The sequence below is a fragment of the Pseudoalteromonas sp. SG44-5 genome (assembly GCF_014164175.1).
GTDB lineage: Bacteria > Pseudomonadota > Gammaproteobacteria > Enterobacterales > Alteromonadaceae > Pseudoalteromonas > Pseudoalteromonas nigrifaciens.
Window position 1 is genome coordinate 1 of the sequence record NZ_JACJES010000006.1, and the last position, 25,095, is coordinate 25,095.

Annotated in this window: 25 protein-coding genes; 10 read left to right on the forward strand and 15 right to left on the reverse strand. The window is 40.8% G+C overall.

What is annotated here, in order from left to right:
- Nucleotides 1-47: 47 nt before the first annotated feature.
- From hemW to H5079_RS08595, 6 genes are read right to left on the reverse strand one after another with little or no spacing between them, the layout of a single operon-like run.
- Nucleotides 48-1,184: a radical SAM family heme chaperone HemW gene (hemW, locus tag H5079_RS08570; protein WP_011329257.1), complete on the reverse strand. Its 1,137-nt coding sequence runs from the start codon at nt 1,182-1,184 to the stop codon at nt 48-50.
- Nucleotides 1,181-1,780, reverse strand: coding sequence for an RdgB/HAM1 family non-canonical purine NTP pyrophosphatase (rdgB, locus tag H5079_RS08575; protein ID WP_041454577.1), 600 nt, complete (start codon nt 1,778-1,780; stop codon nt 1,181-1,183). Before rdgB ends, hemW begins: the two co-directional genes overlap by 4 nt.
- Nucleotides 1,781-1,787: 7 nt before the next feature.
- Nucleotides 1,788-2,231, reverse strand: coding sequence for a DUF4426 domain-containing protein (locus H5079_RS08580; RefSeq protein WP_011329255.1), 444 nt, complete (start codon nt 2,229-2,231; stop codon nt 1,788-1,790).
- A 58-nt stretch (nt 2,232-2,289) separates the two neighbouring features.
- Nucleotides 2,290-2,823, reverse strand: coding sequence for a YggT family protein (locus H5079_RS08585; protein ID WP_011329254.1), 534 nt, complete (start codon nt 2,821-2,823; stop codon nt 2,290-2,292).
- 12 nt (nt 2,824-2,835) lie between these two features.
- Nucleotides 2,836-3,657 carry a pyrroline-5-carboxylate reductase gene (gene proC / locus H5079_RS08590; protein ID WP_011329253.1) on the reverse strand — a complete coding sequence of 274 codons (822 nt, stop codon included), beginning with the start codon at nt 3,655-3,657 and terminating at the stop codon, nt 2,836-2,838.
- A gap of 17 nt (nt 3,658-3,674) precedes the next feature.
- Entirely contained in the window at nt 3,675-4,388 is a 714-nt protein-coding gene (locus H5079_RS08595; RefSeq protein ID WP_011329252.1) for a YggS family pyridoxal phosphate-dependent enzyme, read from the reverse strand.
- Between the two features lie 2 nt (nt 4,389-4,390).
- Between H5079_RS08595 and H5079_RS08600 the strand changes: the two genes are divergently transcribed.
- Together H5079_RS08600 and H5079_RS08605 are read left to right on the forward strand one after the other, a co-directional pair.
- Nucleotides 4,391-5,431, forward strand: a complete 1,041-nt coding sequence (locus H5079_RS08600; protein ID WP_041454575.1) for a type IV pilus twitching motility protein PilT — start codon at nt 4,391-4,393, stop codon at nt 5,429-5,431.
- Between the two features lie 9 nt (nt 5,432-5,440).
- Nucleotides 5,441-6,577: a PilT/PilU family type 4a pilus ATPase gene (locus H5079_RS08605; protein WP_011329250.1), complete on the forward strand. Its 1,137-nt coding sequence runs from the start codon at nt 5,441-5,443 to the stop codon at nt 6,575-6,577.
- A gap of 66 nt (nt 6,578-6,643) precedes the next feature.
- Here the strand turns inward: H5079_RS08605 and ruvX are convergent, their stop codons facing one another.
- The 6 genes from ruvX to H5079_RS08635 all read right to left on the reverse strand — a co-directional run bounded on the left by ruvX (nt 6,644) and on the right by H5079_RS08635 (nt 11,056).
- Nucleotides 6,644-7,093 carry a Holliday junction resolvase RuvX gene (gene ruvX, locus H5079_RS08610; protein ID WP_011329249.1) on the reverse strand — a complete coding sequence of 150 codons (450 nt, stop codon included), beginning with the start codon at nt 7,091-7,093 and terminating at the stop codon, nt 6,644-6,646.
- Nucleotides 7,094-7,105: 12 nt separating this feature from the next.
- The gene (locus H5079_RS08615; RefSeq protein ID WP_011329248.1) at nt 7,106-7,663 is read right to left on the reverse strand and encodes a YqgE/AlgH family protein; all 558 of its coding nucleotides are present in this window, start codon (nt 7,661-7,663) and stop codon (nt 7,106-7,108) included.
- A 140-nt stretch (nt 7,664-7,803) separates the two neighbouring features.
- Nucleotides 7,804-8,754, reverse strand: coding sequence for a glutathione synthase (gshB, locus tag H5079_RS08620; protein ID WP_089368758.1), 951 nt, complete (start codon nt 8,752-8,754; stop codon nt 7,804-7,806).
- Between the two features lie 54 nt (nt 8,755-8,808).
- The gene (rsmE, locus tag H5079_RS08625) at nt 8,809-9,543 is read right to left on the reverse strand and encodes a 16S rRNA (uracil(1498)-N(3))-methyltransferase (RefSeq protein WP_011329246.1); all 735 of its coding nucleotides are present in this window, start codon (nt 9,541-9,543) and stop codon (nt 8,809-8,811) included.
- A gap of 72 nt (nt 9,544-9,615) precedes the next feature.
- Nucleotides 9,616-10,095 carry a hypothetical protein gene (locus tag H5079_RS08630; protein WP_089368757.1) on the reverse strand — a complete coding sequence of 160 codons (480 nt, stop codon included), beginning with the start codon at nt 10,093-10,095 and terminating at the stop codon, nt 9,616-9,618.
- A gap of 67 nt (nt 10,096-10,162) precedes the next feature.
- On the reverse strand, nt 10,163-11,056 hold the full coding sequence (locus H5079_RS08635; protein WP_011329244.1) for a hypothetical protein: 894 nt from the start codon (nt 11,054-11,056) through the stop codon (nt 10,163-10,165).
- 79 nt (nt 11,057-11,135) lie between these two features.
- Between H5079_RS08635 and glnE the strand changes: the two genes are divergently transcribed.
- Entirely contained in the window at nt 11,136-13,931 is a 2,796-nt protein-coding gene (gene glnE, locus H5079_RS08640) for a bifunctional [glutamate--ammonia ligase]-adenylyl-L-tyrosine phosphorylase/[glutamate--ammonia-ligase] adenylyltransferase (RefSeq protein ID WP_182683911.1), read from the forward strand.
- Nucleotides 13,932-13,998: 67 nt separating this feature from the next.
- Here glnE and H5079_RS08645 read toward each other — a convergent pair whose 3' ends face one another.
- The 3 genes from H5079_RS08645 to tolC form a co-directional block, all read right to left on the reverse strand.
- Nucleotides 13,999-14,565, reverse strand: a complete 567-nt coding sequence (locus H5079_RS08645; protein WP_182683912.1) for a toxin co-regulated pilus biosynthesis Q family protein — start codon at nt 14,563-14,565, stop codon at nt 13,999-14,001.
- 48 nt (nt 14,566-14,613) lie between these two features.
- On the reverse strand, nt 14,614-15,537 hold the full coding sequence (gene lpxL / locus H5079_RS08650) for an LpxL/LpxP family Kdo(2)-lipid IV(A) lauroyl/palmitoleoyl acyltransferase (RefSeq protein WP_182683913.1): 924 nt from the start codon (nt 15,535-15,537) through the stop codon (nt 14,614-14,616).
- A gap of 101 nt (nt 15,538-15,638) precedes the next feature.
- Nucleotides 15,639-16,994, reverse strand: a complete 1,356-nt coding sequence (gene tolC / locus H5079_RS08655; protein WP_182676521.1) for an outer membrane channel protein TolC — start codon at nt 16,992-16,994, stop codon at nt 15,639-15,641.
- A 153-nt stretch (nt 16,995-17,147) separates the two neighbouring features.
- Here tolC and H5079_RS08660 point away from each other — a divergent pair, with 153 nt between their 5' ends.
- Genes H5079_RS08660 through parC form a run of 7 tightly spaced genes read left to right on the forward strand, consistent with a single transcriptional unit; the run spans nt 17,148 to nt 24,971 of the window.
- Nucleotides 17,148-17,774: an NUDIX domain-containing protein gene (locus H5079_RS08660; RefSeq protein ID WP_011329239.1), complete on the forward strand. Its 627-nt coding sequence runs from the start codon at nt 17,148-17,150 to the stop codon at nt 17,772-17,774.
- Between the two features lie 44 nt (nt 17,775-17,818).
- Complete coding sequence (locus tag H5079_RS08665; RefSeq protein ID WP_058374175.1) at nt 17,819-18,277, forward strand: DUF1249 domain-containing protein; 459 nt, start codon at nt 17,819-17,821, stop codon at nt 18,275-18,277.
- Nucleotides 18,264-19,073 (forward strand): metallophosphoesterase, encoded by an 810-nt coding sequence (locus H5079_RS08670; RefSeq protein ID WP_182683914.1) that lies wholly within the window; start codon nt 18,264-18,266, stop codon nt 19,071-19,073. The genes H5079_RS08665 and H5079_RS08670 overlap by 14 nt, the downstream gene beginning before the upstream one ends.
- A complete protein-coding gene (locus H5079_RS08675; protein ID WP_011329236.1) occupies nt 19,058-19,627 on the forward strand; it encodes a YqiA/YcfP family alpha/beta fold hydrolase in 570 nt (189 codons plus the stop codon). Before H5079_RS08670 ends, H5079_RS08675 begins: the two co-directional genes overlap by 16 nt.
- A 20-nt stretch (nt 19,628-19,647) precedes the next feature.
- Complete coding sequence (gene parE / locus H5079_RS08680) at nt 19,648-21,537, forward strand: DNA topoisomerase IV subunit B (protein WP_011329235.1); 1,890 nt, start codon at nt 19,648-19,650, stop codon at nt 21,535-21,537.
- A 34-nt stretch (nt 21,538-21,571) separates the two neighbouring features.
- Nucleotides 21,572-22,666, forward strand: coding sequence for a sorbosone dehydrogenase family protein (locus H5079_RS08685; RefSeq protein WP_011329234.1), 1,095 nt, complete (start codon nt 21,572-21,574; stop codon nt 22,664-22,666).
- Between the two features lie 10 nt (nt 22,667-22,676).
- Entirely contained in the window at nt 22,677-24,971 is a 2,295-nt protein-coding gene (gene parC, locus H5079_RS08690; protein ID WP_011329233.1) for a DNA topoisomerase IV subunit A, read from the forward strand.
- Nucleotides 24,972-25,095: the final 124 nt, after the last annotated feature.

Consider the following 25,095-nt stretch of genomic DNA (forward strand, 5'->3'; position numbering starts at 1 on the left):
TAGAGCCTAGAGCCTAGAGCCTAGAGCCTAGAGCCTAGAGCCTAGAGTTAAACAAATAACTCTAGCAGATCATTTAAAAAGCGCTGACCTTTCAGTGTTACTTGCCAATGGCTATCGGTTTGTATTAATAAGCCCGTTTTAATTGCCTGTTGTAGCGCGTGTTGTTGGCTTTGTAATGGCTGCTGTGTAAGCGCATTAAAGTCGTTAATAGGGCAAGGCTCTACTAGACGAAAGCGATTCATAAAAAACTCAAATGCTAAATCGTCTTGTTCAACCTGCCAGCTTTTAAACAAGTAAGGTTTGATCAGATCCATGTAACCACGCGGGTGCTTAACTTTTTCGGTGCGGGTTATTATGCCTGTATTTGCATCAGTTACCTTACCATGCGCGCCACAACCAATACCGATATAATCGCCAAAACGCCAATAATTTAAGTTGTGTTGGCATTGATAGCCGGGCTTTGCATAGCCTGATATTTCGTATTGCAGGTAACCTGCTTGGGCAAGTAACTCTTGGCCTTGCTCTTGAATGTCCCATAGGGTTTCGTCTTGTGGCAGGGTAGGCGGCTTAGAAGCAAATTGTGTATTGGGCTCAATAGTAAGCTGATACCAAGAAATATGCGGCGGGTTAAGGGCAATGATTTGCTTTAAATCACCCAGTGCATCATCGAGAGTTTGCCCAGGTAAGCCATGCATTAAATCAAGATTAAAGCTATTTAACCCCGCTTCTTTAGCTTGCTCTGCGGCGTAGTTTGCCTCGTCGCTGCCATGAATACGGCCAAGCGCTTTAAGCTTGTCGTTTTGCATGCTTTGCACACCAATAGAAATGCGGTTAATACCTGCTTTTACATAATCTTTAAAGCGGCCAGTTTCAACGGTGCCTGGGTTTGCTTCAAGGGTTATTTCGCAGTTATCTTCAAGCCCAATAAGGCTTTTAACCTCACTAAGTAGGCGTGTGTAAGCTGCGCCAGTTAATAAGCTAGGTGTGCCACCACCAATAAAAATACTATGAATTTTACGCCCTTGCACCAAATGCAGGTCGGCTTTTAAATCATCAATTAAATGCTGCACATATTCAGCTTCAGGAATTTCACCTTTTTGTCCGTGGCTATTAAAGTCGCAATATGGGCATTTTTGCACGCACCAAGGTACGTGCACATATAAGCTTAGTGGTGGTAGGTTCACAGGCCGCCTTTTAGCTTAAGTTGCTGTAGTAAATTTTGTAATGCTTGACCGCGATGGCTAATGGCATTTTTTTGCTCTTTTGTAAGCTCGGCACTGGTGCAATTAAGCGTTGGTACAAAAAATACCGGGTCGTAACCAAAGCCGCCTTCGCCATTTTGGGTTAGGGTTATTTCACCTTCCCAACTGGCACTACAAATAAGCGGAGTTGGGTCATTAGCATGGCGCATTAATACCAGTACACACCAAAAGCGTGCGGTTCTAATTGGGTTATTACCCAGCTCAAGTAGTAGCTTATCTATGTTATCTTGATCGGTTGCACCTGCACCGGCAAAGCGCGCCGAGTACACACCTGGCGCACCATTTAAACCATCTACTTCTAATCCCGAGTCATCAGCAATAGCAGGCATACCGGTAATTAGGGCAGCATGGCGGGCTTTAATAATGGCATTTTCTACAAAAGTGGTACCGGTTTCGGCCACCTCACCTACGTTAAAGTCGCTTTGCGGCACAACATTAATATTGAGTGGGCTGAGCATGTTTGCAAGTTCATTTACTTTGCCAGGGTTGCCTGTGGCAAGTACTAAAGTTTTTATCATAAGTTATTTAATCTACGTAAAATTTTTGCTGAAACTGTAATTTTTGAAATTGTGAGTCTTGCTGTATTTCAATCTCAAAACGTAAAACTTCTTCGTTAGTGTAGTTAACTTGAGCAAGGTAATAAATTGCATCGCCTTCAATTACTTCTTTAAAGTTAAGCGTTTGTTTATTGCCGAGTAGATTTTTAGCTGTGCCTTTTAGCACGGCCTTTTGCGCCGTGTTATTGGTATCATTAGCTAATATAGATATATTAACAATCCCTTTGTAGCCGCTACGCTCAAGGCCATAAGCTTGGGCTATTTTAGGTTGCACAAAGGTTGAAGGAAAAGCGATGTAATGTACTTGCCACTGACCTAACTCTTTGTACTGCGCGCCGGAAACTTGCTCACTGTGGGCATTAAAGGTAAAAGCTAAACAGGTAATAAAAAACAATTTAATTAACCGTTGCATAATTAACTCCTAAAAAATAAAAAAGAGGTCTTGTGACCTCTTTAGCTAAAATAAGCGCTTAAACTAACAGATCCATAAGCAGCATTTGTAAAAACTGAATACCAATAATAAGCACTAAAACCGATAAATCTAAGCCACCTAGCGATGGTAGAATTTTACGAATAGGTTTTAACATAGGTTCAGTCAGCTGGTGGAATACCGCTTCTATTGGGTTGTAGCCTTGGCTAACCCAGCTTAGAATAGCGCGAATAATAAGTACCCAAAAAACTAAGTTTAAACCTTCTTTTAGTACGGTGATTAATGCTTGAATAAGCACAGGTTGTATAGCCCATGACTTATAAATAAGCCACATAAGCACACTTATTTTGGCTGCGGCAACAAAAAATGCCAGCAATAGCGAGGCTAAATCAAGGCCTCCAAACCCAGGAATAATTTTACGCAGTGGCTTTACTGCGAAAGAGGTGGCTTTAACCACAAATTGGCTCATTGGGTTGTAAAAGTCGGCTTTTGCCCACTGTAGCCAAAAACGCAGTAATACCACCATTAAAAATAGATCAAACAGGGTACTGATTAAAAATTGCATGGCATTCATAATTTAACCTTCTTAAAGTTCTTGTTCCATTTGCTGTGCACGCGTAATACACGCATCCATGGCATCGGCAACGGTTTGGGTTAAGCCTTTATCTTTTAAATGCTCAACGGCTGCATGCGTAGTACCACCTTTAGATGTTACGTTTGAGCGTAACTGCGAAATGGTTATATCGGGTTGGCTTAGTGCCATTTCGGCAGCGCCAAGTGCTGTTTGTTGTACTAAGCGACGTGCATCTGCATCGTTAAAGCCCAGTGCTTTGGCTTTCTCTTCTATGGCTTCCATAAATAAGAAAAAATAAGCAGGCGATGAGCCTGTAACTGCAATAATATCGTTAATTTGCGATTCTTGCTCAACCCACACTACAATGCCAGTGCATTCAAAAACTTGTTGTACAAATTCGTGCTCGCTTGGCGTTTCGCCAGCGCCATATAAACCGGATACACCACGGCCAAGTAGCGAAGGTGTATTAGGCATACAACGTATCATTTTCACGTCTTGGCCAAGCATTTCGCGCAAACGTTTTACGGTTAAACCAGCTGCTACTGAAATAAACAGTTTATCGCTAAAGTCGACACCCGACTCTTGAAACGATTTACATAAATCGCCCATCATTTGTGGTTTAACAGAAAGTACAATTACGTCAGCATCGCGCAGGGCTTCGTTATTGTCACTGGTGGTTTTCACCTTGAAATCGGCTGCCACTTTGGCCAGCTTTTCTTGGTTACGGTTTGTGGCAATAATATTGTTTGCATTAAACCCATTTTTTACCATGCCACCAATAATGGCGTAGCTCATATTACCTGTGCCTATAAATGCGATTGTTTTATCTGACATATATCTGTTATCACCTTTTAAGTTCGTGTGCCAAAAATGTCTGTGCCGATCCTCACCATTGTTGAGCCTGCACTAATTGCAGCTTCAACATCATTGCTCATCCCCATCGACAAAGTATCTACTTGAGGATATTGGGTCTGTAGTTTATCAAAGCAAGTTTGTAATTGCTTAAAATATTGAGTTTGCGTTGTAATATCATCGCTTTTAGCCGGAATAGCCATTAGTCCGCGTAAAGTTAATTGTTCACATTGGTTAATAAAACTGGCCAGTTCGGCTACTTCATTAAGCTGGCAACCCGACTTAGCCTCTTCATTACTAATATTTACTTGAATAAGCACATTAAGCGCGGCTTTATCGGCTGGTCGTTGGCTGTTTAAGCGTTTCGCTATTTTAATCCGATCAACACTTTGTACCCAAGCAAAATTGGCGGCCACTAATGCGCTTTTATTTGATTGAATAGGGCCAATGAAATGCCAAATGATATCGCTATATGCGTGTAGTTGCGCTATTTTATCTACAGCCTCTTGAACATAAGACTCACCAAATTGGCGTTGGCCATGCTTGTAGGCTGCAATAATATCGGCACTTGGTTTGGTTTTTGATACTGCAAGTAAGGTTATTTCGTTACTATTTCGTTGGGCGTTTTTTGCCGCTACTGCAATTCTAGCGTAGGCGGATGTGAGTCGTTCTGCTATTGTAACCATATATTTATCAGTTAGTTGTGGAGTCATAAATGGATATTACCGAATTATTGGCGTTTAGTGTGCAACACAAAGCATCCGATTTACATTTATCATCAGGGGTTTCACCTATGATACGCGTAGACGGCGATGTGCGGCGTATTAATATACCAGCACTAGGAGACAAAGATGTAAACAACCTAGTTTACGATATTATGAACGATAACCAGCGCAAGGACTACGAACAAAATCTCGAAGTGGATTTTTCATTTGAAGTGCCTAATTTAGCACGTTTTCGTGTTAATGCTTTTAATACTCATCGTGGCCCAGCCGCTGTATTTCGTACGATCCCCAGTGAAGTGCTCACACTAGATGATTTAGGTGCTCCCGATATTTTTAAAACCATTGCCGATAACCCTCGCGGCTTAGTATTAGTAACTGGCCCTACAGGGTCAGGTAAGTCGACAACATTAGCGGCTATGGTTGATTATATAAATCAAACAAAACATCACCATATTCTCACTATTGAAGATCCAATAGAGTTTGTCCACGATAACAAATTAAGTCTGATTAATCAGCGAGAAGTACATCGCGACACACATAGCTTTAAAAATGCGCTACGCAGTGCACTTCGTGAAGATCCAGATGTAATATTAGTTGGTGAATTACGTGATCTGGAAACCATTCGCCTGGCAATGACAGCAGCCGAAACTGGTCACTTAGTATTTGGCACTTTGCACACCACCTCTGCACCTAAAACCATTGACCGTATTATAGATGTATTCCCAGGTGAAGAAAAAGCCATGATCCGCTCTATGCTCTCGGAATCATTACGTGCGGTAATTTCGCAAACCCTGCTTAAAAAAATTGGCGGTGGGCGAGTAGCTGCTCACGAAATTATGCTTGCAGTACCTGCTATTCGTAACTTAATTCGTGAAGATAAAGTGGCGCAAATGTACTCGTCTATTCAAACTGGCGCTTCGCATGGAATGCAAACGATGGATCAATGTTTAACAAACTTAGTTAATCATGGCATTGTTACCAATATTGCAGCGCAAGCTAAAGCGCAAGACAAAACTCAGTTCGGTGGTTAAGGAATACTAATGGCTTTATCTTTAAATAACTTTTTACAAATAATGATAGATAAAAAAGGCTCTGATTTATTTGTTTCAAGCCAACTGCCTATCAGCGCTAAAATTAATGGTGAATTAACCCCGCTTGATGATGAGCCGCTCAGCGATGAGCAATCACTTGAGTTGGTTGAATCGGCAATGAGTGAAAAACAAAAAGCCGAGTTTCATACAACGAAAGAATGCAACTTTGCGATTGCCACTGACGAAGGACGTTTTCGTGTTTCGGCATTTTGGCAGCGCGATAAAGCGGGCATGGTTATTCGTCGTATTGTTACTAAAATACCTGAAATTGGCGAACTTGGGCTGCCGTCTACACTTACCGATGTGATTATGTCGAAACGTGGTTTAGTGCTATTTGTGGGGGGAACCGGTACGGGTAAGTCAACCTCACTTGCTGCACTTATTGGCTATAGAAACCGTAATCAGCGCGGACATATATTAACCATTGAAGACCCGATTGAGTTTGTACACGAACACCGTAAAAGTATTATTACTCAACGCGAAGTAGGGCTAGATACCGAAAGTTTTGAGTCAGCGCTTAAAAGCTCGTTACGCCAAGCACCCGACGTAATATTAATAGGCGAAATACGCTCACAAGAAACCATGGAGTATGCATTAAGCTTTGCAGAAACAGGGCACTTATGTGTGGCTACCTTGCATGCAAACAACGCTAACCAGGCGATAGATCGGATCATGCATTTAGTGCCAAAAGAAAAGCACGATAAGCTTAAGTACGATCTAGCATTAAATTTACGCGCTATTATTGCCCAGCAGCTGATCCCCACATCTGACGGGCAAGGTCGAGTTGCTGCTATTGAAATATTACTTAATTCACCTATGGTTGCAGAGCTAATTAAAAATGGTGATATAGGCGGTATTAAAGAAACCATGGCTAAATCGAAAGAAATGGGTATGCAGACCTTTGATCAGGCCTTATTTGAGTTGTATAAACAGCAACGAATCAATTATGCAGATGCATTGCACCATGCCGATTCGGCGAACGATTTGCGCTTAATGATAAAGCTGCGCAACAATGAGCAGCAAGGGGCGGGCTTTTTACAAGGGGTCACTATTGATGGCCTTGATGATAAAGGCAATATTAGTTAAGTTAAAGAGAAGGCTTTGGGTATCAGCTTAAAAGCTCTGATATTCAAAGCCTAACACCTAATATTTTCACTCACCGTAACTTGTTTCAAAAAAGCTCTCTAAAATAATCACCGCAGACATGTTATCTACTTTGCCTTTGCCTAAGTTTTTATAACCGCCTTGCTCAAACAAGCGCGCTTTAGCATCGGCGGTGGTTAAGCGCTCATCTTGTGTTTCTACCGGTATGGCATAGTGATTGTGTAATCGATTAGCAAACTTTTTAGCTTTAAAAGTTACCTCTTGGGCGGTGCCATCCATATTTAGCGGTAAACCTACCACCATTAAATCGGGTTGCCATTCGTTTACTTGTACTGCTATGTCATCCCAATTAGGAATGCCATCTTGTGCTTTTACAGCTTTAAGGCTCGATGCGCTGCCAGTGAGCTCTTGACCTATAGCAATACCAATACTTTTGGTGCCAAAGTCAAAGCCCATTACAGTACGCTGGCCTTGCGGCTTGAAGTTTTTTTTTGTCATAAGTTTATCTTGTTAAGCATGACCAGCTTCAGGGCTGAGTTGACTTATATCAAAGCCCAGCATAGAAACTGCTTTTTCCCAGCGTTTTTCAACGGGGGTGTCAAAAATAATTTTCGGATCAGCTTTAATTATCAGCCAGCTATTATCCAATAGCTCTTGTTCTAATTGACCTTGCTCCCAGCCAGAGTAGCCCAAAGTAATAATAAATTGTTCAGGTGCTTGTGCTGTGGTTAACGAAGCGAGTACATCTTTAGAGGTGGTGATCATGATATCACTGCTGAGCGCTTGGCTCGCAGAGTAACCATGCTTTGGAGAGTGCAGTACAAAACCACGGTCGGTTTTAACCGGCCCGCCAGCATATACGCTAACTTGCGCTGCTTGCTGAGTTTTGTCGTTATCAATTTCTATTTTATCGAGTAACTCACCTACGGTAATATTAATAGGTTGGTTGATTACCAAGCCCATAGCCCCGTCTTCATTGTGCTCACAAATATAGGTAACAGCACGTTTAAAAAAAGGGTCTTGCATCGACGGCATTGCGATTAAAAAATGATTTTCTAATGACTGCATAGATTTCACCCTTTTTAGTTAATGAATTTTTAGTATGGCACATACCCATGTTTTTAAAACAAAATAAGCACTTTCATACGATTTAAAAATAATGAATACCTTAAACCTTACAATATGAAAGCGCTTTTAATAACGCTAACTTATTTAGCGAGTCGTTTTTCAATTGCGTCAAATAAAATACCCGTAATTGAAATATCGTACGCCGCTTCAATTTCTTTAACACAGGTTGGTGCGGTTACGTTAATTTCGGTTAATTTGTCGCCAATAATATCTAAGCCGACAAAAATTAGGCCTTTTTCTTTAAGTGTTGGTGCCACAGCTTGTGCAATTTTTAAATCGGATTCACTTAAAGGACGTGCTTCGCCGCGTCCACCTACGGCTAAGTTACCGCGTGTTTCTCCGTTTTGTGGAATACGCGCCAAGCAATATGGAATTACTTCGCCATCAACAACCAATACGCGCTTATCGCCTTGAGTGATCTCTGGAACATAATTTTGTACCATGGCAAAGCGACTGCCGTGCTCGGTTAATGTTTCACAAATTACACCAATGTTAGCATCGTCTGCTTTAACTCTAAAAATCGACGCGCCACCCATGCCATCAAGCGGTTTTAAAATAATGTCTTTATGCTGCGCTAAAAACTCACGAATTTGCTTTTGGCTGCGCGTTACTAAAGTGTCGGGCGTGTGTTCGCTAAACCAAGCTGTAAACAGCTTTTCGTTTGCGTCGCGCAGGCTTTGTGGCTTGTTAACTATGAGTGTACCTGCTTGTTCGGCACGCTCTAAAATATAAGTTGCGTATATGTATTCGGTATCAAAAGGGGGATCTTTACGCATTAAAATAACGTCTAAATCGCCAAGTGCAATAGTGGTTTTTTGCTCAAGCTGGTACCAATTGTTTGGATCGTCAAAAACCTGTGCTTTTGCAGCTGTAGCATATGCCTGACCTTGGCGTAGTGAAAGATCATCCATTTCCATATAGTAAATTTCATAGCCACGTGCTTGCGCTTGCATCATCATTGCAAAACCAGTGTCTTTTTTAATATTAAATCCGCTAATAGGATCTGAAATAATGCCTAACTTAATTGCCATGCGCTGTGCCTTAATATGAATATTAATATATATATGTGGGTACTTTTAGTTATTTCAATTAGCTAAGTCGCCAAACTGCAGCTGTAATGCACTTAAAACAGTTAATGCTGCTGTTTCGGTGCGTAATACGCGCGGGCCTAAGCGAATATCTACAAAGTTTTGTTGCTTTGTTTGCGCCATTTCCTCATCAGTAAAGCCGCCTTCAGGGCCAACTAAAAAGCGTACGCCATCTTTTGGGACGGTAATTGTTTTGATACTGTGCTCGGCACGTGGATGCAAAGTGAGCTTAATTGCTGCACTTTGCTGTGCAAGCCATTGCTTTAGATCTACCGGCGGATGAACAACAGGTACAAAATTACGCCCAGATTGCTCTGCGGCGGCTATGGCTATTTTTTGCCATTGTTGGTGTTTTTTATCAAGTCGATCGCCCATCAATTTAACGCCGCAACGCTGACTAAAAATAGGGGTGATTTCGGTAATACCCAGTTCCACCGATTTTTGAATGGTAAAATCCATTTTATCGCCACGGGATACGCATTGGCCTAAGTGAATTTTTAAGGGCGACTCTACATCATGAGTATTTAGCTGTTGTGGCATAACCACGACATTTTTTTTAGTCACCTCAATAATTTCACTAAGGTATTCACCGCCTTCACCATTAAAAATAGACACGTGCTCGCCTACTTTCATTCGCAATACTCGGCCAATATGCCCTGCAGCGTCGTCATCTAATGTAACGGGAGTGTTTAAGGCAATACTCGATGCCTGATAAATATGAGGAACTCGCATGTGGTATCACTTATTGGTTAGTGCATAAAAGTTATATGCCGCTATGGTAAGTAAGCTGTGAGCTAGGTGCAATTATTTATTTTTATTAAATTGCTCATCAGTCTCTATTAGGTTTAGTGACGCTTGTGCTATATCGGTATGGCACGATAAGTGATTTGAATGCCCTGGGTCTGTTACTGGGCTAAACGAAAAGCCATTTTCGTCTTGGCTAACTAAAAAGCGACTTTTGTGTAGTGAGTTATAAATAAAGCGCTGTTTATCATCGCCAAGTAAGTAATCAACACGGTTAAATAATACGCCTTTAATTTTATGATGATCATGCAAGTAGGTAGCGAGCTCTGATACACTAATTTCATTTTCAAAGTCGCAATAGCAGTAATCTTTTATAAGTTCATCAAACATCATTTTTACTAACTGCCGGGTGTGGCTACCAGCTGCTATTAACCCGCTGGGTGATTGGCTCTGAGCATGATTAAAAGAGTACTCAGCAAATGCTCTGCTAAACTCATTATCTATATCAACTAACAGATAATTGGTTACATCAAATAGCATAAGGCCCCATTACACTTAAGCAAAGTGTTCACAAGCTGATTAAATATTATATTTAATCAGCTTGGTGTTAAATTGAAAACATACTAATAAGCAAATAACCTACAGCACAAAAAACCGCAAATTCGATACAAGCAATACCAATATTATCTTGATGATCAATTTCCAGCGAAGTATCGATATTTGGTAACGAAATCTTTTTTATTACATAAGTTAAACTGTAAAGTAGCACCCACATTACACCGCAATGCATCACGAGTGTAAATAAATTTTCGACCATCTTACCATTTTGAAACGCTGCGCTGGACAAACCAGCATACGCGGCCAGCGATAAACCAATTGATTTACCCGCGTAACGAATACCAATAGAGGTATTTTCAAGGCCAAAGTTACTTTGTAGCGATGCGCCTTGGTTAGCTTTGGCAAAGTGGTATTCACGTATTTTACTATCAAAAGCAAACATACCTTGTAGTACAAAAAAACTTACAAAGGCAATGAGTAAACTGCTAAAACCTTGAGTGTGAGTCCAAGTGTAAAGCCCTAAAGTAATAATACAGTTTGCAATTAACATACCTGAGTCGACCAGTGCGGCGCAGACATTTTGTTTTAAAATAGCGGCTTCTTCATTAAAGCGATGCAAAATCCATTTGCGATGAATTAAGTGACCTACTTTAATAAATAAAAATAATAAAACGATTAAAAAGATCACTTTTAATGGGTTCGATTGCGCTGTGCTTATGCTTATTTCATCAAATAAAAATGCTACTGAGGCAATCACCACCGATATTTCTGAGGCAAAACTAATCCCCATTGCAAAGTTATCATGCTGCGCTAACTCATCTTTAAGCGCTTGTTTTGCTTTTAGTTGAGTGGTTATTCTTAAGCTCATTATGATCACGCAAATAACAATAAAACTAATAGCAATCGCAAGTAAACTAGTGTTAGATAATGACAAATATGACATGGTTTTCCTAAGTAGTATTTACCTTAATAGGTTTTTAATCATTCTAGTACGGTTATTGATGATATAAAAGAGAGTATTGATGAGTAACGTAAAGCAACTTCCCATTCAATTACAAAAACTTGGCGAAACACGCTTCGAACAGCTTTATCCACAACAAAAGCAAGAATTAGCGCTGGTACGGTTATTAGCCTTGAGTGACTTTGCATGGCGCTGTTTAACATCGCAACCTGAGCTAAAAAACTGGTTATTATGTAACACCGAAATTAAAAATAGGGTGATTGCAGCTCCTTTTATTGACTTAGACCTAAATAATATTGATGAGCGCGATTGCCATAAATTACTGCGGCAATACCGAGAAAAGTACTGGCTTAAAGTGGCTTTTTTAGATTTATGTTGCGACAACCCAATTGCCGATAGTATCAAGTATGTAAGCCAATTAGCAGATAACCTAATAGAAAGTGCAAATCAGTGGGCTTATACACAGGTGGCAAAAACCAATGGTGAGCCTTTAAATGAACAAGGTCAGCCATTGCCTTTAATGGTGTTAGGAATGGGTAAGCTTGGCGGACAAGAGCTAAATTACTCATCAGATATAGATCTTATTTTTGCCTATCCTCGCAATATTAAAACCCAAGGCGGGCGTCGCTCGCTCGAAGCTCAAGTGTTTTATACCAAAGTGGCGCAAAAGTTAATAACCGCACTTAATCAAGTGACCGTTGACGGCCAAGTATTTAGAGTAGATATGCGACTGCGACCTTTTGGCGAAAGTGGCCCGTTAGTTATGAGCTTTAATGCAATTGAAGATTATTACCAAGAGCAAGGCCGTGATTGGGAACGTTATGCCATGTTAAAAGGGCGCTTAATTGGCACGCCTAACATTTATTTTAGCGAGTTTAACCAGCTATTAAAGCCGTTTGTATATAGACGCTATATTGACTTTTCGGTGATTGAGTCGCTGCGAAAAATGAAGTTGATGATTGCTCAAGAAGTACGTCGTAAGCGCCTAACCAACAATATAAAACTAGGCGCAGGCGGAATACGAGAAGTTGAATTTATTGTACAAGCACTACAAATGGTACGTGGTGGGCGAGAGGCTAATTTGCAAACTCAATCATTATTACACGCCCTTAAAGAGCTTAGCTTAAGCCAAGTAATTGATGAGCTTGAAGCAAAAGATCTGCAAAAAAACTACTTATACCTGCGTAAAGTAGAGCAGTACCTACAAATATTTGATGACCAACAAACGCAAACCCTCCCGGATGAGGAGCTAAATCAGCAACGTTTAAACTATTTACTCAATCAGCCCGACTTTAGCGCTACGTTAAGCTATTTAGAGCATGTAATGGGGCAAATTCATAATGAGTTTAATCATGTAATAGGGGAGGAAACCGAGCCGCTAGATACTTGCGAAGGCGCATTTATTAGTACTTGGGATCATGGTGATGTGAGTTTTTTAAATGATCCCAGGGAAGATTGGCAAACACCACTACACGACTTTAAACAACGTATATCTAAAGCAAAAGTGGGTAATCGAGGGCGTAATATTCTTGATAAATTAATGCCGGTTTTACTCAAACAAATGAACGACTTTAATGCCACTGCCGAAACATTTAATGTTATTTGCCAAATACTCAATAAAATAATTTCGCGTACCGCATATTTAGAGCTGTTATACGAAAACCCAGGTGCCTTAAAGCAGTTAGTATTATTGTGTTGTTATAGTAAATGGATAGGTGAGCATATTTCGCTTTACCCTATTTTGCTTGATGAGCTAATAGACCCCGCAGTACTTTATAAGCCAACACCTTTAAGCGCCTATAAAGACGAAATTAGGCAATATTTTTTACGTATTGAGCCCGACGACTTAGAAATGCAAATGGAGGCGTTACGGCAGTTTAAACAAACGCATCAGTTACGAATTGCCGCTGCCGATGCCACCGATGTTATGGATGTAATGAAGGTGAGCGATCATTTAACGGCACTGGCGGAGGCTATTGTCGATCAGGCCGTTAATATTGCATGGCACAATTGTGTAAAACGCTTTGGTATGCCACCTAGTACTAACGACGAAAGCAAAGGTTTTGCGGTTATTGCCTATGGTAAAACCGGTGGCTTTGAAGTGGGTTATGACTCTGATTTAGATTTAGTCTTTGTACATAACCACGATGGCAGCAGCCAAACTAATGGTGTAAAGCCAATAGATTCAAGGCAATTTTATTTAAAATTGGCGCAACGTTTAATGCATTTATTTAATACCCGAACCGCTTCGGGGATTTTATATGAGCTTGATACACGACTACGCCCTGAAGGCGCATCGGGGTTACTGGCAATTAACCTAGAGAGCTTTAATCATTACCAACAAACACAGGCATGGACGTGGGAGCATCAAGCGCTAGTGCGAGCTAGGCTGATTTTAGGGCAAGCTGAATTTGTTGAGCGTTTTGCGCAAATTCGTAAAAATATACTGTGTCAGCCGCGCGATAAAAAAGTGCTCAAAGACGATGTAATAAAAATGCGTGAAAAAATGCGTGAACATTTAGCAACAGGAAATGAGCAGCAATTTGATTTAAAGCAAGATGTTGGCGCAATGACAGATATTGAATTTATTACTCAGTACTTAGTGCTAAATTATGCGCAACAATTTGAAGAGCTATGTGTGTATTCCGATAACGTCAGAATTTTAACTGATGCTGCAAAGCTTGGCTGCATTACCAAGGCGCAAAAGCAGCAATTAATTCAGGCGTATATTAATTACCGTTCGCGCTATCATGTGTTGAGTTTAGATCAGCAAGGGCGCTGCACAGAGCGTGCACAATTTAGTGATGACATTAAAAATGTAACTGCAATCTGGCAAACTGTGTTTGAATTAAGTTAACTTGAACTTTGGTTAAGCGCGCGTCACTTTGATACTCAGATGAGTATCAAAGTGCTAATTATTAAGTTCAAGCTTTAAGTTGTAAGCAGTTAGTGCGAACAAATTCAGAAGGTAGTTCAGTAATTACGGCCGCGCGCTGTTTATGACATAAGTAAGTGTATACTTCGTTTTCAAAGTCGTCGTTAATTGCACGCCCTACTTGATACAAGGTAGAAGTGAAATTGCTATCGACTCTAAAATGATCTTTAACGACGTAATCTTTACTTAAATACCAATATAACTCTATGCCTTCATTACTGGCATATTGCGATAACGCCTTTTTTAGTGTTGACCCGTTTTCAAAGCGTCGAGGCTCAATTTTACCTGTCCAGGTTTTTGGAATCGGTTCAATAATACGCATGCGCTCAGCTAAAACACGCTCAAGAGTTTGTTCTGGCTTTTTAAGCTGCAATACAAACTTACCTTGCTCGTCGCTCACTTTATTACGAATTGAAGAGTAAAACCGACTTAATCCTTGCGCCGCTGCATTGTTTGATTCTTTAAAATCAAATACTGGACCATCACCTAATAAAAAGTAGACTGCGAGAATTATTAGCCCCGCAGCCAGTGATAAATGTTTAATCCAGAACCACATAGTTGGTACTCATTTTTATTTTTATTATCTATTGTTATACCATTACTTTTAATAAAAAGAAGTGCTATTTTCATCGGGGCGTGTTTTAAAGCGGCGGTGTAGCCACATATATTGCTCAGGAGCGGCATTAATTGCTTGCTCTATACGTTGGTTAACACGAGTGACATCGGCTCTGTTGTCGCCACTGGGGAAGTTTTCAAGTTCAGGTAATACTTCTAAGTGGTATTTACCGTGTTCGTCGCGACGGCTAACTAAACTAACTGTTTCACAGTGCTTGCTGGCTGCAAACATTAGCGTTCCTGTGGTTGTTGCTGTGTCTGGTACGGCAAAAAATGGCACAAATTCACAATGCTTACGACCATAATCTTGATCAGGTAAGTAGTAACATATTTTTTTGTTTTTAAGTGCTTTTAATAAACCTTTTACGTCTTTTCGGCCAATTAAATATTCGTTAGAGCGCAAGCGACCATTGGTAGTAAAGTATTCCATAAGCGGATTGTTGTGCGGGCGATAAAAACCTAAGCCTTGGTATTTTAATCCCATTACACGGCTCGCCATTTCAAGATGCAAAATATGCGGAACTAGCATTAACACGCCTTTGCCCGACGCTTGAATGCGCTCAAAGTGCTCAAGCCCTTTAATTGAACCGTAAGCTTTTTGTACTCGCCACTTTGGCCACCACCATGCCATACCGGTTTCGACCATGGCCATTCCGGTATTTTCCATGTTTTTTAATACTAATGCTTGTTGGTCTGCTTCGCTCATATCTGGGAAGCAGTGTCTTATATTTACCTCAGCAATATGGCGGCGTCGCTTCATATATTTATGTACTAATCGGCCAAGCTGCTTGCCCATTGCTAGTTGTAGCTTTTGTGGTAGCCACGAAATTAAATATAAAAAGAAAACACCCACCCAAGTTAACCAGTAACGAGGACCAAAAAAAGATATTTTAAAAGGAGATGAGGTAACCACAAAAAATTCTCTAATAATAAAAACGCTAGTTTAACGCTAAGCGCTATAAAACACAAAAAGCCAACAAAATGCTGGCTTTTTAGTTACTAGACTAAGCTGTGTTAAATTGCGTTTAAACCTTTATTAATCGCCATTAAGTCAGCATTTGTCAGTGTTCCTGTTGCTTGTTTTAAACGCAGCGTAGATACCACGTAGCGATAGCGAACATTGGCAAGGTTACGTTTTGCATTGTACAAGTTTTGTGTGCTAACAAGTACATCAACAATAGTACGAGTACCTACTTCAAAACCTGCTTCAGTTGCTTTAAGTGCACTCTCGGCAGATATAACCGCTTGCTCTAGCGCTCTAAAGGTCGCTATATCTGAAACCACTTGATTATAAGAAGTAATAACTGTGCGTGTAACTGCGCGATAGTTAGTTTCGTAATCTTGGCTTGCAGCGACGTAAAATGCACGTGCTTGATTAGTTGCAGCAACCGTGGCACCACCTGAGTAAAGAGGCACACTAAAGTTAATACCTATAGTGGTCGAATCGGCACGAGGTTGGTTATCAAAACTTGCACCGTTTGTGTCGCGATTGGTTAAAGAATCACCGTAACGCGCATCAAGTGTTAATTTTGGGTAGTGGCCTGCTTTCGCTAGCTCAATTTGATCTTTAGCTATATCAACTGTGACTTTTGCTACTTGTAAATTTAAGTTCTTTTCTTCAGCCACTTTAACTAAGTCGCTAGAGGGTTTATTTGGCTTTACAGTTGAAAATGTTTCGGTATTTAAAACGTCAAGTTTTGCGTGGTACTTACCTGTTATTTCGCGCAGTAGTTCACGTGCTGTTTCTACGGCATTACCGGCAACAATTTCTTGTGCTACTGAGTTATCAAACTGAGCTTGCGCTTCGTGTACGTCGGTAATAGCAGTTAGGCCTACCGCGTAGCGTTGCTTTGTTTGCTCTAATTGGCGTTCAATAGCGCGCTTTTCAGCTTTAACAAATTCAAGGCTATCGATAGCACTTAATACATTAAAGTAACCATCGGCAACACGTACTATTAAATCTTGCTTAGCAAAATCGTACTGTGCACTGGCTTGTAAAGCTTGTTTATCAGCAATACCTAGGTTATTCCATGCGCCTAAATCAAACAGTGTTTGGCTTAAGCTAACACCACGAGTGAATTGGTCAGTATCGCTTTCTAGTTTAACTTGGTTGAAGGTACTTTCATCAACTTGAAAAGAGGTAGAGTCACTTTTTTCGTAGCCTAAGCTTAAACCTATTTGAGGTAATAATGCGCTCATCGCACGATCACTTTGATAAGATTGTGCATCCGCTTGGGCTTTTGCCTTTAACACGGTAGGATCGTTTGCTGTCGCAATTTCAAAAACTTGTAGTAAATCTTCAGCGTGAGCAGCTGTAGCGCCAATTGCGCATGATAAACTAACCAGCGCCGCAAGGATGTTCTTTTTCATGTGTGGTTCGGTCCTTAGACAAATTTTATACTATTGGGCATGTTAACCTGTTTTGGCTCATAACTAAAAAAAAAATGAGTAAAACAATGTTTGTAAGTGTAACAGAATATATTAATCCACTTTAGTTTATTAAAATAAGTAAGAGGTAGTTATATGACCAATAAAAAGTTGATCGAATTTACTCACCAAGATGTGAGGTTAAAACCTATTACTAACCTTTACGATGGTTTTTTTAAAATTAACTTATATCAATTTGAACATGCATTATTTGCCGGTGGCGAGTCGCAACTCATTAGCCGTGAAATTTTAGAACGCGGCGATGCTATTGCCGTGCTGCCTTACGACCCTGTAACCGATACAGTGTTATTAATAGAGCAAATACGCATTGGTGCAATAAAAAGCAAACATTCGCCATGGCTGTTAGAATGTATTGCAGGTATGACCGATGGCAGTGAGGATTATGCAGCGGTAGTAAAAAAAGAAGCCTATGAAGAAGCCGGACTTAATTTAACCGAGCTCGAGTTTATGCTTTCGTATCTTTCAAGCCCAGGAGGCACTACTGAGCGGTTACATTTATATTTAGCCCGCGCCGATTTAAGCCAAGTAAACAGCGGAGTTTACGGTTTAGAAACGGAAGGGGAGGATATTAAAACCCATATATTAACGCTAGATGATGCACTGGCACGGCTTAATAGTGGGGAAATAGACAATGCTGCAACGGTTATTTGTTTGCAATGGTTAGCGCTCAATCGTGATGGTATGATCAACAAGTGGGCATAAATTTTATACATAAATAGTAATTTATAAATTGTAATGGCGGTACTTTGACAGCACTTTTAGCAACCCAAAGATATATTCAAAACCTTCCAAAGTATTTAACACTTTGCGAGCATAATTACGTGCGGCTTTTAAAGTTATTACCAAGCGAGCAAACTAAACAAAGTATTCGCGAGGTAAAGTTGGGTAACAGTGAGTTTGCTGTAAAAATAGATGACATGGCTAAATACACTATGGATGTCTCCATTAAACAGCTATCAGGAATGGTAAAAGGCATTACCCCATTATACTTAACCGTTAGGCTTTATAATGATGCGAAAGTGGCCGAAATTATTCATCACGACTATCATCAGCGCATAAAACCTTCTTACGGTTATCCTAATCCTAAAATGCATCAAAAAGATGAAAAATATCAGCTTAACGCCTTTTTATATGATTGGCTGGTGGCGTGTGTTGAGCATGGCCAAGCCACGCTAAATTGGGATGTAAATAATGGCTTGGTTTGATGATACTTATACTTTTAATAAGCCATCTTTACGTATTGCTCATGTTACAGATTGCCATTTATTTGCCGATAGAAATGCTGAGTACTTTGGGGTAAATACAGCCACATATTTTCAACAAGCGCTTGAACATATGTTGTTACAACAACTAGATGCAGTGGTATTTGGCGGTGATTTAACACAAGATCATAGTGTGGAATCTTACTTATTATTTAGTGAGCTTATAAGCAACAGTACACTTACTTGCCCAGTATTTTGGCTACCAGGTAATCATGACGAAATTGCCTTGCTTGAGCAAATCAGTGGTGGACAAATAAAAGCGGCAAAACGCTTAGTGGCTAATAACCTAACTAATAACGCAAGCACTGATATTGAGCTATTACTTATTAACTCCAAAGGGCTCACTCCAGCCGGTTGGGTGACAAGTGAGCATTTAAATGAAATATCCGATTGTTTAGCGCAGCCAGTTAGCAAGCAACTGGTATTTTGCCATCATAATCCGTTGCCAATAAACGGTTATTTAGATAAACATATGCTCGAAAATGGCCCACAACTATTAAATACGTTGGTTAATAATGGCAATGTTGCTGCGCTTATTCATGGTCATGTGCATAATGATTATACGCAATGTTTTAGAGAGCTTGATATTTACGCTACGCCGGCAAGCTCAGTGCAATTTACTAAGCACAGTAAAGCGTGGCAACAGCAAAATAATGGCCCAGCTTATAGAATGCTTTATATAAACTCATCGCAAGGGCAAGTGCATATAAATACGGACGTGATATGGTTAAGCGCGTAATTTATATTCACGGTTTTAATAGTTCTGAAAAATCATATAAAGCTGTGCGCTTTGGTGAGCTTATGGCACACTATGATGTTGACTATTATGTACCACGTTTAAACCACGAACCTCTGCAAGCTATTATCGAGTTAGAGCAGTTAATCACACCTAATACCGCGTTATTGGGTAGTTCATTAGGCGGTTTTTTTGCCACCTATTTATCGCAGCGTTATCATATTCCTGCGGTGGTTATTAACCCAGCGGTAGCACCGGGCAATTTATTACAGCCTTTACTTGGGGCAAATTATAATCCGTATCAAGATTATAATTATGAACTAAATAACCGTCATATAGATGCTTTAAAAGTATTAACATTGAGCGAGTTAAAGCACCCTGAGTTGTTGTACTTGTTGCAACAAACGGGTGATGAAGTGTTAAATTTTCAACACGCAGTAAATTATTATTCACACTGTAAGCAATTAATAGAATTTGGTGGTGATCACAGCTTTATTGGCTTTGAGCGCACTATTGCAAGCATTGTCGATTTTCTTAAATTAAATAAAACTAGTTAGCGCATATAAAGATAAAAATTATGAGTCAGCAAAATTATAACGCCGAAGCTATTGAAGTACTCAATGGGTTAGATCCGGTAAAACGCCGCCCCGGTATGTATACAGATACCTCGCGGCCAAATCATTTAGGCCAAGAAGTTATCGATAATAGTGTCGATGAAGCAATGGCCGGCCATGCCACTCGAATAGATGTGATCTTACACGAAGATAACTCGCTCGAAGTGAGTGACGATGGCCGTGGTATGCCTATTGATATTCACCCAGAGGAAGGTATTCCCGGGGTTGAGCTAATATTTACCAAACTGCATGCTGGTGGTAAGTTTTCTAACAAAAACTATCAGTTTTCGGGTGGTTTACACGGCGTTGGTATTTCGGTTGTAAATGCGCTATCAACCCGCGTAGAAGTGACCGTTAGACGAGATGCCCAGCAATACAGAATGGCATTTGAAAATGGCGAAAAAGTTGAAGACTTAAGCGTAATTGGCGTGGTGGGTAAGCGCAATACCGGTACCACAGTACGTTTTTGGCCAGACGTTAGTTACTTTGATTCGCCTAACTATTCAATCACTAAACTAAATCACTTATTAAAAGCTAAAGCCGTGTTATGCCCAGGCTTACGCATTAAGTTTGTTAATAAGCAAACTAAAGAAACCCAAGAATGGTTTTACGAAACGGGTTTAAAAGATTACTTAATTGAAGCCATTAAAGGCTACGAAACATTACCAGATGTGCCCTTTGTAGGTGAGTTTTCAAGCTCAATTGAAGGTGCAGACTGGGCATTGATTTGGCTACCTGAAGGGGGCGAGTCAATAGCTGAAAGTTACGTAAACTTAATACCTACCGCACAAGGCGGTACTCATGTAAACGGTTTACGCCAAGGTTTACTTGAGGCAATGCGTGAGTTTTGTGAGTTTAGAAATTTATTACCACGAGGTGTAAAACTCACCCCAGATGATATTTGGGAGCGTTGTAGCTATGTGCTTTCAGTTAAAATGCAAGATCCGCAGTTTGCCGGTCAAACTAAAGAAAAGTTATCGTCACGCTCATGTGCGGCATTTGTATCGGGCGTAGTAAAAGACTCCTTTAGTTTATGGCTAAACGAGCATACCGATATTGCAGAGCAACTCTCTGAATTGTGTATTTCTAATGCGCAGCGACGTTTACGTGCTGCTAAAAAAGTGATCCGTAAACGCGTAACCGCAGGGCCTGCACTTCCGGGAAAATTAACCGATTGTAGTGCCGCAGATAACGATCGCACCGAGCTATTTTTAGTAGAAGGTGACTCGGCAGGTGGCTCGGCTAAGCAAGCGCGAGATCGTGAGTTTCAAGCAATAATGCCGCTGCGTGGTAAAATATTAAATACCTGGGAAGTTGATTCGGGGCAAATATTAGCATCGCAAGAGGTGCACGATATTTCCGTGGCATTAGGTATAGACCCAGATTCAGACGATTTAACAGCGCTGCGCTATAATAAAATATGTATATTAGCCGATGCTGACTCGGATGGGTTACACATAGCTACCCTATTGTGCGCCTTATTTGTGCGCCACTTTAAGCCACTAGTAAAAGCAGGGCATGTGTATGTTGCTATGCCACCACTTTTTAGAATCGATATTGGTAAAGATGTTTATTACGCACTAGATGAAGACGAAAAAACCGGTATTTTAGCGCGCATTGAAGCTGAGAAAAAACGCGGTAAAGTAAACGTACAGCGATTTAAAGGCTTGGGTGAAATGAACCCGTTGCAACTGCGTGAAACTACTATGGATCCAAATACCCGGCGTTTAGTGCAACTCACCTTGGATGAAGAAGAATTAACCATGGAAATGATGGATATGTTACTGGCTAAAAAGCGCTCTGCAGATAGGCGTCAATGGCTAGAGGATCACGGTAACAAGGCACAAGTTTAATTAGCGTCTGCGTTTAAATAAACAAGGAGAATATATGAATACGGTACTAAAAATAGTGCTATTACTAGGTTTAACTAGCAATACCGTAATGGCTAAAAATATATTAGATAAACTCACGGTAGCCCCGGGGTTTGAGCTTAGCTTATTTGCCAGTGATGTTGAAAATGCACGGCAAGTTGTAGTATCAAAAAAAGGCATAGTATATGTTGGCTCGCGCAAAGCAGGCAATGTATATGCACTTATTGATCATAACAGCGATGGCGTAGCAGATAAAAAAATGCTGGTTGCAGAGGGCTTAAATATGCCTTCAGGTTTAGCAATGAAAGATGGCGATTTATATGTTGGTGAAGTACACCGCATCATTCGTTTTAAAAATATTGATACGCAATTAAAAAACCCACAGTTTGAGGTGCTTTACGATGCGCTGCCATCAGAGCGCCATCATGGTTGGAAATTTTTACGCTTTGCCCCAACTGGCGAGCTAATAATTCCGGTTGGTGTACCTTGTAATATTTGCGCTGAAGACGAGCGTTTTGGCCGTATTTTTGCGTTAAACGTAGAAACCAAGCAAATTACTACACTGGCGCAAGGCGTACGTAACTCAGTAGGGTTTGACTTTCACCCTAGCACACAAGCGTTATGGTTTAGCGACAATGGTCGCGACATGATGGGGGATGACATTCCGCCAGATGAGTTAAATAGAGTCACTAAAGAGGGCGAGCATTTTGGTTTTCCGTATGTTCACGCAGGCGCGATTATTGACCCTGAATTTGGAAAAGGTAAAAAAATTGCCGACTATACTTCACCTGCACTAGCCTTACCGGCGCATGTAGCGCCTTTGGGTATTCATTTTTATAACGGTAAGCAATTTCCAGCAAGCTATAAGCAGCAGTTATTTGTTGCTGAACATGGCTCGTGGAACCGTTCTAAAAAGTCAGGTTATAAAGTGGCATTAGCGAGCATTGAGCAAGGCCGTGTAACTAAATATACGCCATTTATTACAGGCTTTATGCAAGACGAAACAACATATGGACGCCCTGTTGCATTTGCAGAATTAGGTGACGGCAGTCTATTGGTAAGCGATGATTACGCCAATGTGATCTACCGTGTAAGCTATAAGAAAAACTAGGTAAGCTTTAATGAGTGATACAGATACCTTGCTAATGCAAGGAATTGAGCAACAAACAATGGGGCGTTTTACCGAAGACGCCTACTTAAACTATTCTATGTACGTAATTATGGATAGGGCATTACCCCATGTGGGCGATGGCTTAAAACCAGTACAGCGACGTATTATTTATGCTATGAGCGAGCTGGGGTTATCGGCTAATGCCAAGTATAAAAAATCAGCCCGTACCGTAGGTGACGTACTAGGTAAATACCATCCCCATGGTGATAGTGCCTGTTATGAAGCCATGGTATTAATGGCGCAGCCGTTTTCTTATCGTTATCCATTGGTTGACGGGCAAGGAAACTGGGGCGCGGCCGACGATCCTAAATCGTTTGCGGCAATGCGTTATACCGAAGCACGTTTATCTAAGTTCTCTGAAATACTCCTCAAAGAGCTAGGCCAAGGGACGGTAGATTGGACGCCAAACTTTGACGGCACCATGGATGAGCCTGTGGTACTGCCATCGCGTTTACCGCATATATTACTCAATGGTATAACGGGTATTGCAGTTGGTATGGCAACCGATATTCCGCCTCATAATGTGCGTGAAGTAGCCAGTGCCTGTTGCTTATTACTTGATAAACCAAAAACTGAGCTTGAAGAATTACTCACCTTGGTACATGCGCCAGATTACCCTACAGACGCAGAAATAATTACCCCAAAAGCCGATATTCACAAAATATATAAAACTGGGCGTGGTTCAATCAAAATGCGTGCTGTTTATACGCAAGAACAGGGTGATATAGTTATTACCGCACTGCCACATCAGTGCTCTGGTGGTAAAGTACTGGAGCAAATTGCAGCGCAAATGAACGCTAAAAAGCTGCCAATGGTAGCCGATTTACGCGATGAGTCAGATCACGAAAATCCGACTCGTATCGTCATTATTCCGCGTTCAAATCGCATTAAAGCTGAGCCATTAATGGCGCACTTATTTGCCACCACAGATCTAGAAAAAAGCTATCGTGTAAACTTAAATATGCTTGGCCTAGATGGGCGTCCGCAAGTTAAAAATTTACTGACTATTTTAACCGAGTGGTTAGTGTTTAGACGCGAAACAGTACGTCGACGTCTACAATATCGTTTAGATAAAGTGTTAGCGCGTTTACATATTTTAGAAGGCTTATTAGCAGCCTTTTTAAATATTGACGAAGTGATTGAAATTATTCGCAGCGAAGATAAACCAAAGCCAGTATTAATGGAGCGCTTTGATTTAACAGACATACAAGCAGAAGCTATTTTAGAGCTAAAACTTCGTCATTTAGCTAAGTTAGAAGAATTTAAAATACGTGGTGAGCAAGATGAACTCGCTAAAGAGCGTGATAAATTGCAGCAAACGTTAGGCTCAGATCGTCGTATGTCAACGTTGCTTAAAAAAGAAATTCAAGAAGCGGCTGAAATATATGGCGACGACCGTCGCTCGCCAGTTGTTGAACGCCTAGAAGCAAAAGCGTTAAATGAAAAAGATTTAATCCCATCAGAGTCGGTCACAGTGGTGCTTTCAGACAAGGGCTGGGCACGCGTTGGCAAAGGACATGATTTAGATGTGCAAGGGTTAAGTTATCGAGCCGGTGATGCATATAGAGCCTCAGCTCGGGGTAAGAGTAATCAGCCCGCCGTGTTTTTAGATTCAGCAGGACGAGCGTTTGCAACCGATGCGCATAGCCTGCCCTCAGCACGTAGCCAAGGTGAGCCCATGACAGGGCGTTTTAACCTTAGTGCAGGCGCTAACTTTGAGCACGTAGTAATGGGTGAAGATAACCAAGTATTACTTATGGCATCAGACGCAGGTTATGGCTTTATTACTGACTTTAAAGACTTAGTGAGTAAAAACAAAAACGGCAAAGCATTGGTGAGCGTACCTAAAGGCGGTTTATTACTGTCGCCAATTAGGGTTAACGAGGTCGCTAGTGATTATTGTATGGCCATTTCCAACGAAGGGCGGATGTTGTTATTTCCGCTGCGCGACTTACCAAAATTAGGTAAAGGTAAAGGTAATAAAATAATTTCTATTCCGGGGGCTAAAGTACAAGCCCGCGAAGAGTTTGTAAAAGTATTAGCAGTAGTGCCTGAGGGCAGTAGTGTAACGCTGCATGCAGGTAAGCGAAAACTAACGCTTAAACCAAGTGATTTAGAGCATTATTATGGCGAGCGAGGGCGTAGGGGTAATAAACTACCACGAGGCCTACAAAGAGTAGATGAAGCTGTTGTAGAGTTTAGCCCGCAAAACGACGAGCCAATTGAAAATGCTATTGATGAGTAGCGATTAATTCACATTCGCTCATATTAAACGGCTTGCTTATGCAGGCCATTTTTTTGTTATAAATTTAGTTTGTTATAAAATTGAGCGTACACTTGTGCGCTATTTTCTCGTGTAGATCATAAAA

Bases quoted from the DNA above. Each gene is read 5' to 3' on its own strand.
- gshB (WP_089368758.1), bottom strand. From the start codon at position 8,754: ATGGCAATTAAGTTAGGCATTATTTCAGATCCTATTAGCGGATTTAAT.
- rsmE (WP_011329246.1), bottom strand. From the start codon at position 9,543: ATGCGAGTTCCTCATATTTATCAGGCATCGAGTATTGCCTTAAACACT.
- H5079_RS08660 (WP_011329239.1), top strand. From the start codon at position 17,148: ATGACCAATAAAAAGTTGATCGAATTTACTCACCAAGATGTGAGGTTA.
- proC (WP_011329253.1), bottom strand. From the start codon at position 3,657: ATGTCAGATAAAACAATCGCATTTATAGGCACAGGTAATATGAGCTAC.
- tolC (WP_182676521.1), bottom strand. From the start codon at position 16,994: ATGAAAAAGAACATCCTTGCGGCGCTGGTTAGTTTATCATGCGCAATT.
- H5079_RS08670 (WP_182683914.1), top strand. From the start codon at position 18,264: ATGGCTTGGTTTGATGATACTTATACTTTTAATAAGCCATCTTTACGT.
- H5079_RS08675 (WP_011329236.1), top strand. From the start codon at position 19,058: ATGGTTAAGCGCGTAATTTATATTCACGGTTTTAATAGTTCTGAAAAA.
- H5079_RS08585 (WP_011329254.1), bottom strand. From the start codon at position 2,823: ATGAATGCCATGCAATTTTTAATCAGTACCCTGTTTGATCTATTTTTA.
- rdgB (WP_041454577.1), bottom strand. From the start codon at position 1,780: ATGATAAAAACTTTAGTACTTGCCACAGGCAACCCTGGCAAAGTAAAT.
- ruvX (WP_011329249.1), bottom strand. From the start codon at position 7,093: ATGACAAAAAAAAACTTCAAGCCGCAAGGCCAGCGTACTGTAATGGGC.
- H5079_RS08635 (WP_011329244.1), bottom strand. From the start codon at position 11,056: ATGTCATATTTGTCATTATCTAACACTAGTTTACTTGCGATTGCTATT.
- H5079_RS08685 (WP_011329234.1), top strand. From the start codon at position 21,572: ATGAATACGGTACTAAAAATAGTGCTATTACTAGGTTTAACTAGCAAT.
- H5079_RS08615 (WP_011329248.1), bottom strand. From the start codon at position 7,663: ATGCAGTCATTAGAAAATCATTTTTTAATCGCAATGCCGTCGATGCAA.
- parE (WP_011329235.1), top strand. From the start codon at position 19,648: ATGAGTCAGCAAAATTATAACGCCGAAGCTATTGAAGTACTCAATGGG.
- H5079_RS08600 (WP_041454575.1), top strand. From the start codon at position 4,391: ATGGATATTACCGAATTATTGGCGTTTAGTGTGCAACACAAAGCATCC.
- H5079_RS08595 (WP_011329252.1), bottom strand. From the start codon at position 4,388: ATGACTCCACAACTAACTGATAAATATATGGTTACAATAGCAGAACGA.
- glnE (WP_182683911.1), top strand. From the start codon at position 11,136: ATGAGTAACGTAAAGCAACTTCCCATTCAATTACAAAAACTTGGCGAA.
- H5079_RS08630 (WP_089368757.1), bottom strand. From the start codon at position 10,095: ATGCTATTTGATGTAACCAATTATCTGTTAGTTGATATAGATAATGAG.
- H5079_RS08605 (WP_011329250.1), top strand. From the start codon at position 5,441: ATGGCTTTATCTTTAAATAACTTTTTACAAATAATGATAGATAAAAAA.
- parC (WP_011329233.1), top strand. From the start codon at position 22,677: ATGAGTGATACAGATACCTTGCTAATGCAAGGAATTGAGCAACAAACA.
- H5079_RS08645 (WP_182683912.1), bottom strand. From the start codon at position 14,565: ATGTGGTTCTGGATTAAACATTTATCACTGGCTGCGGGGCTAATAATT.
- H5079_RS08580 (WP_011329255.1), bottom strand. From the start codon at position 2,231: ATGCAACGGTTAATTAAATTGTTTTTTATTACCTGTTTAGCTTTTACC.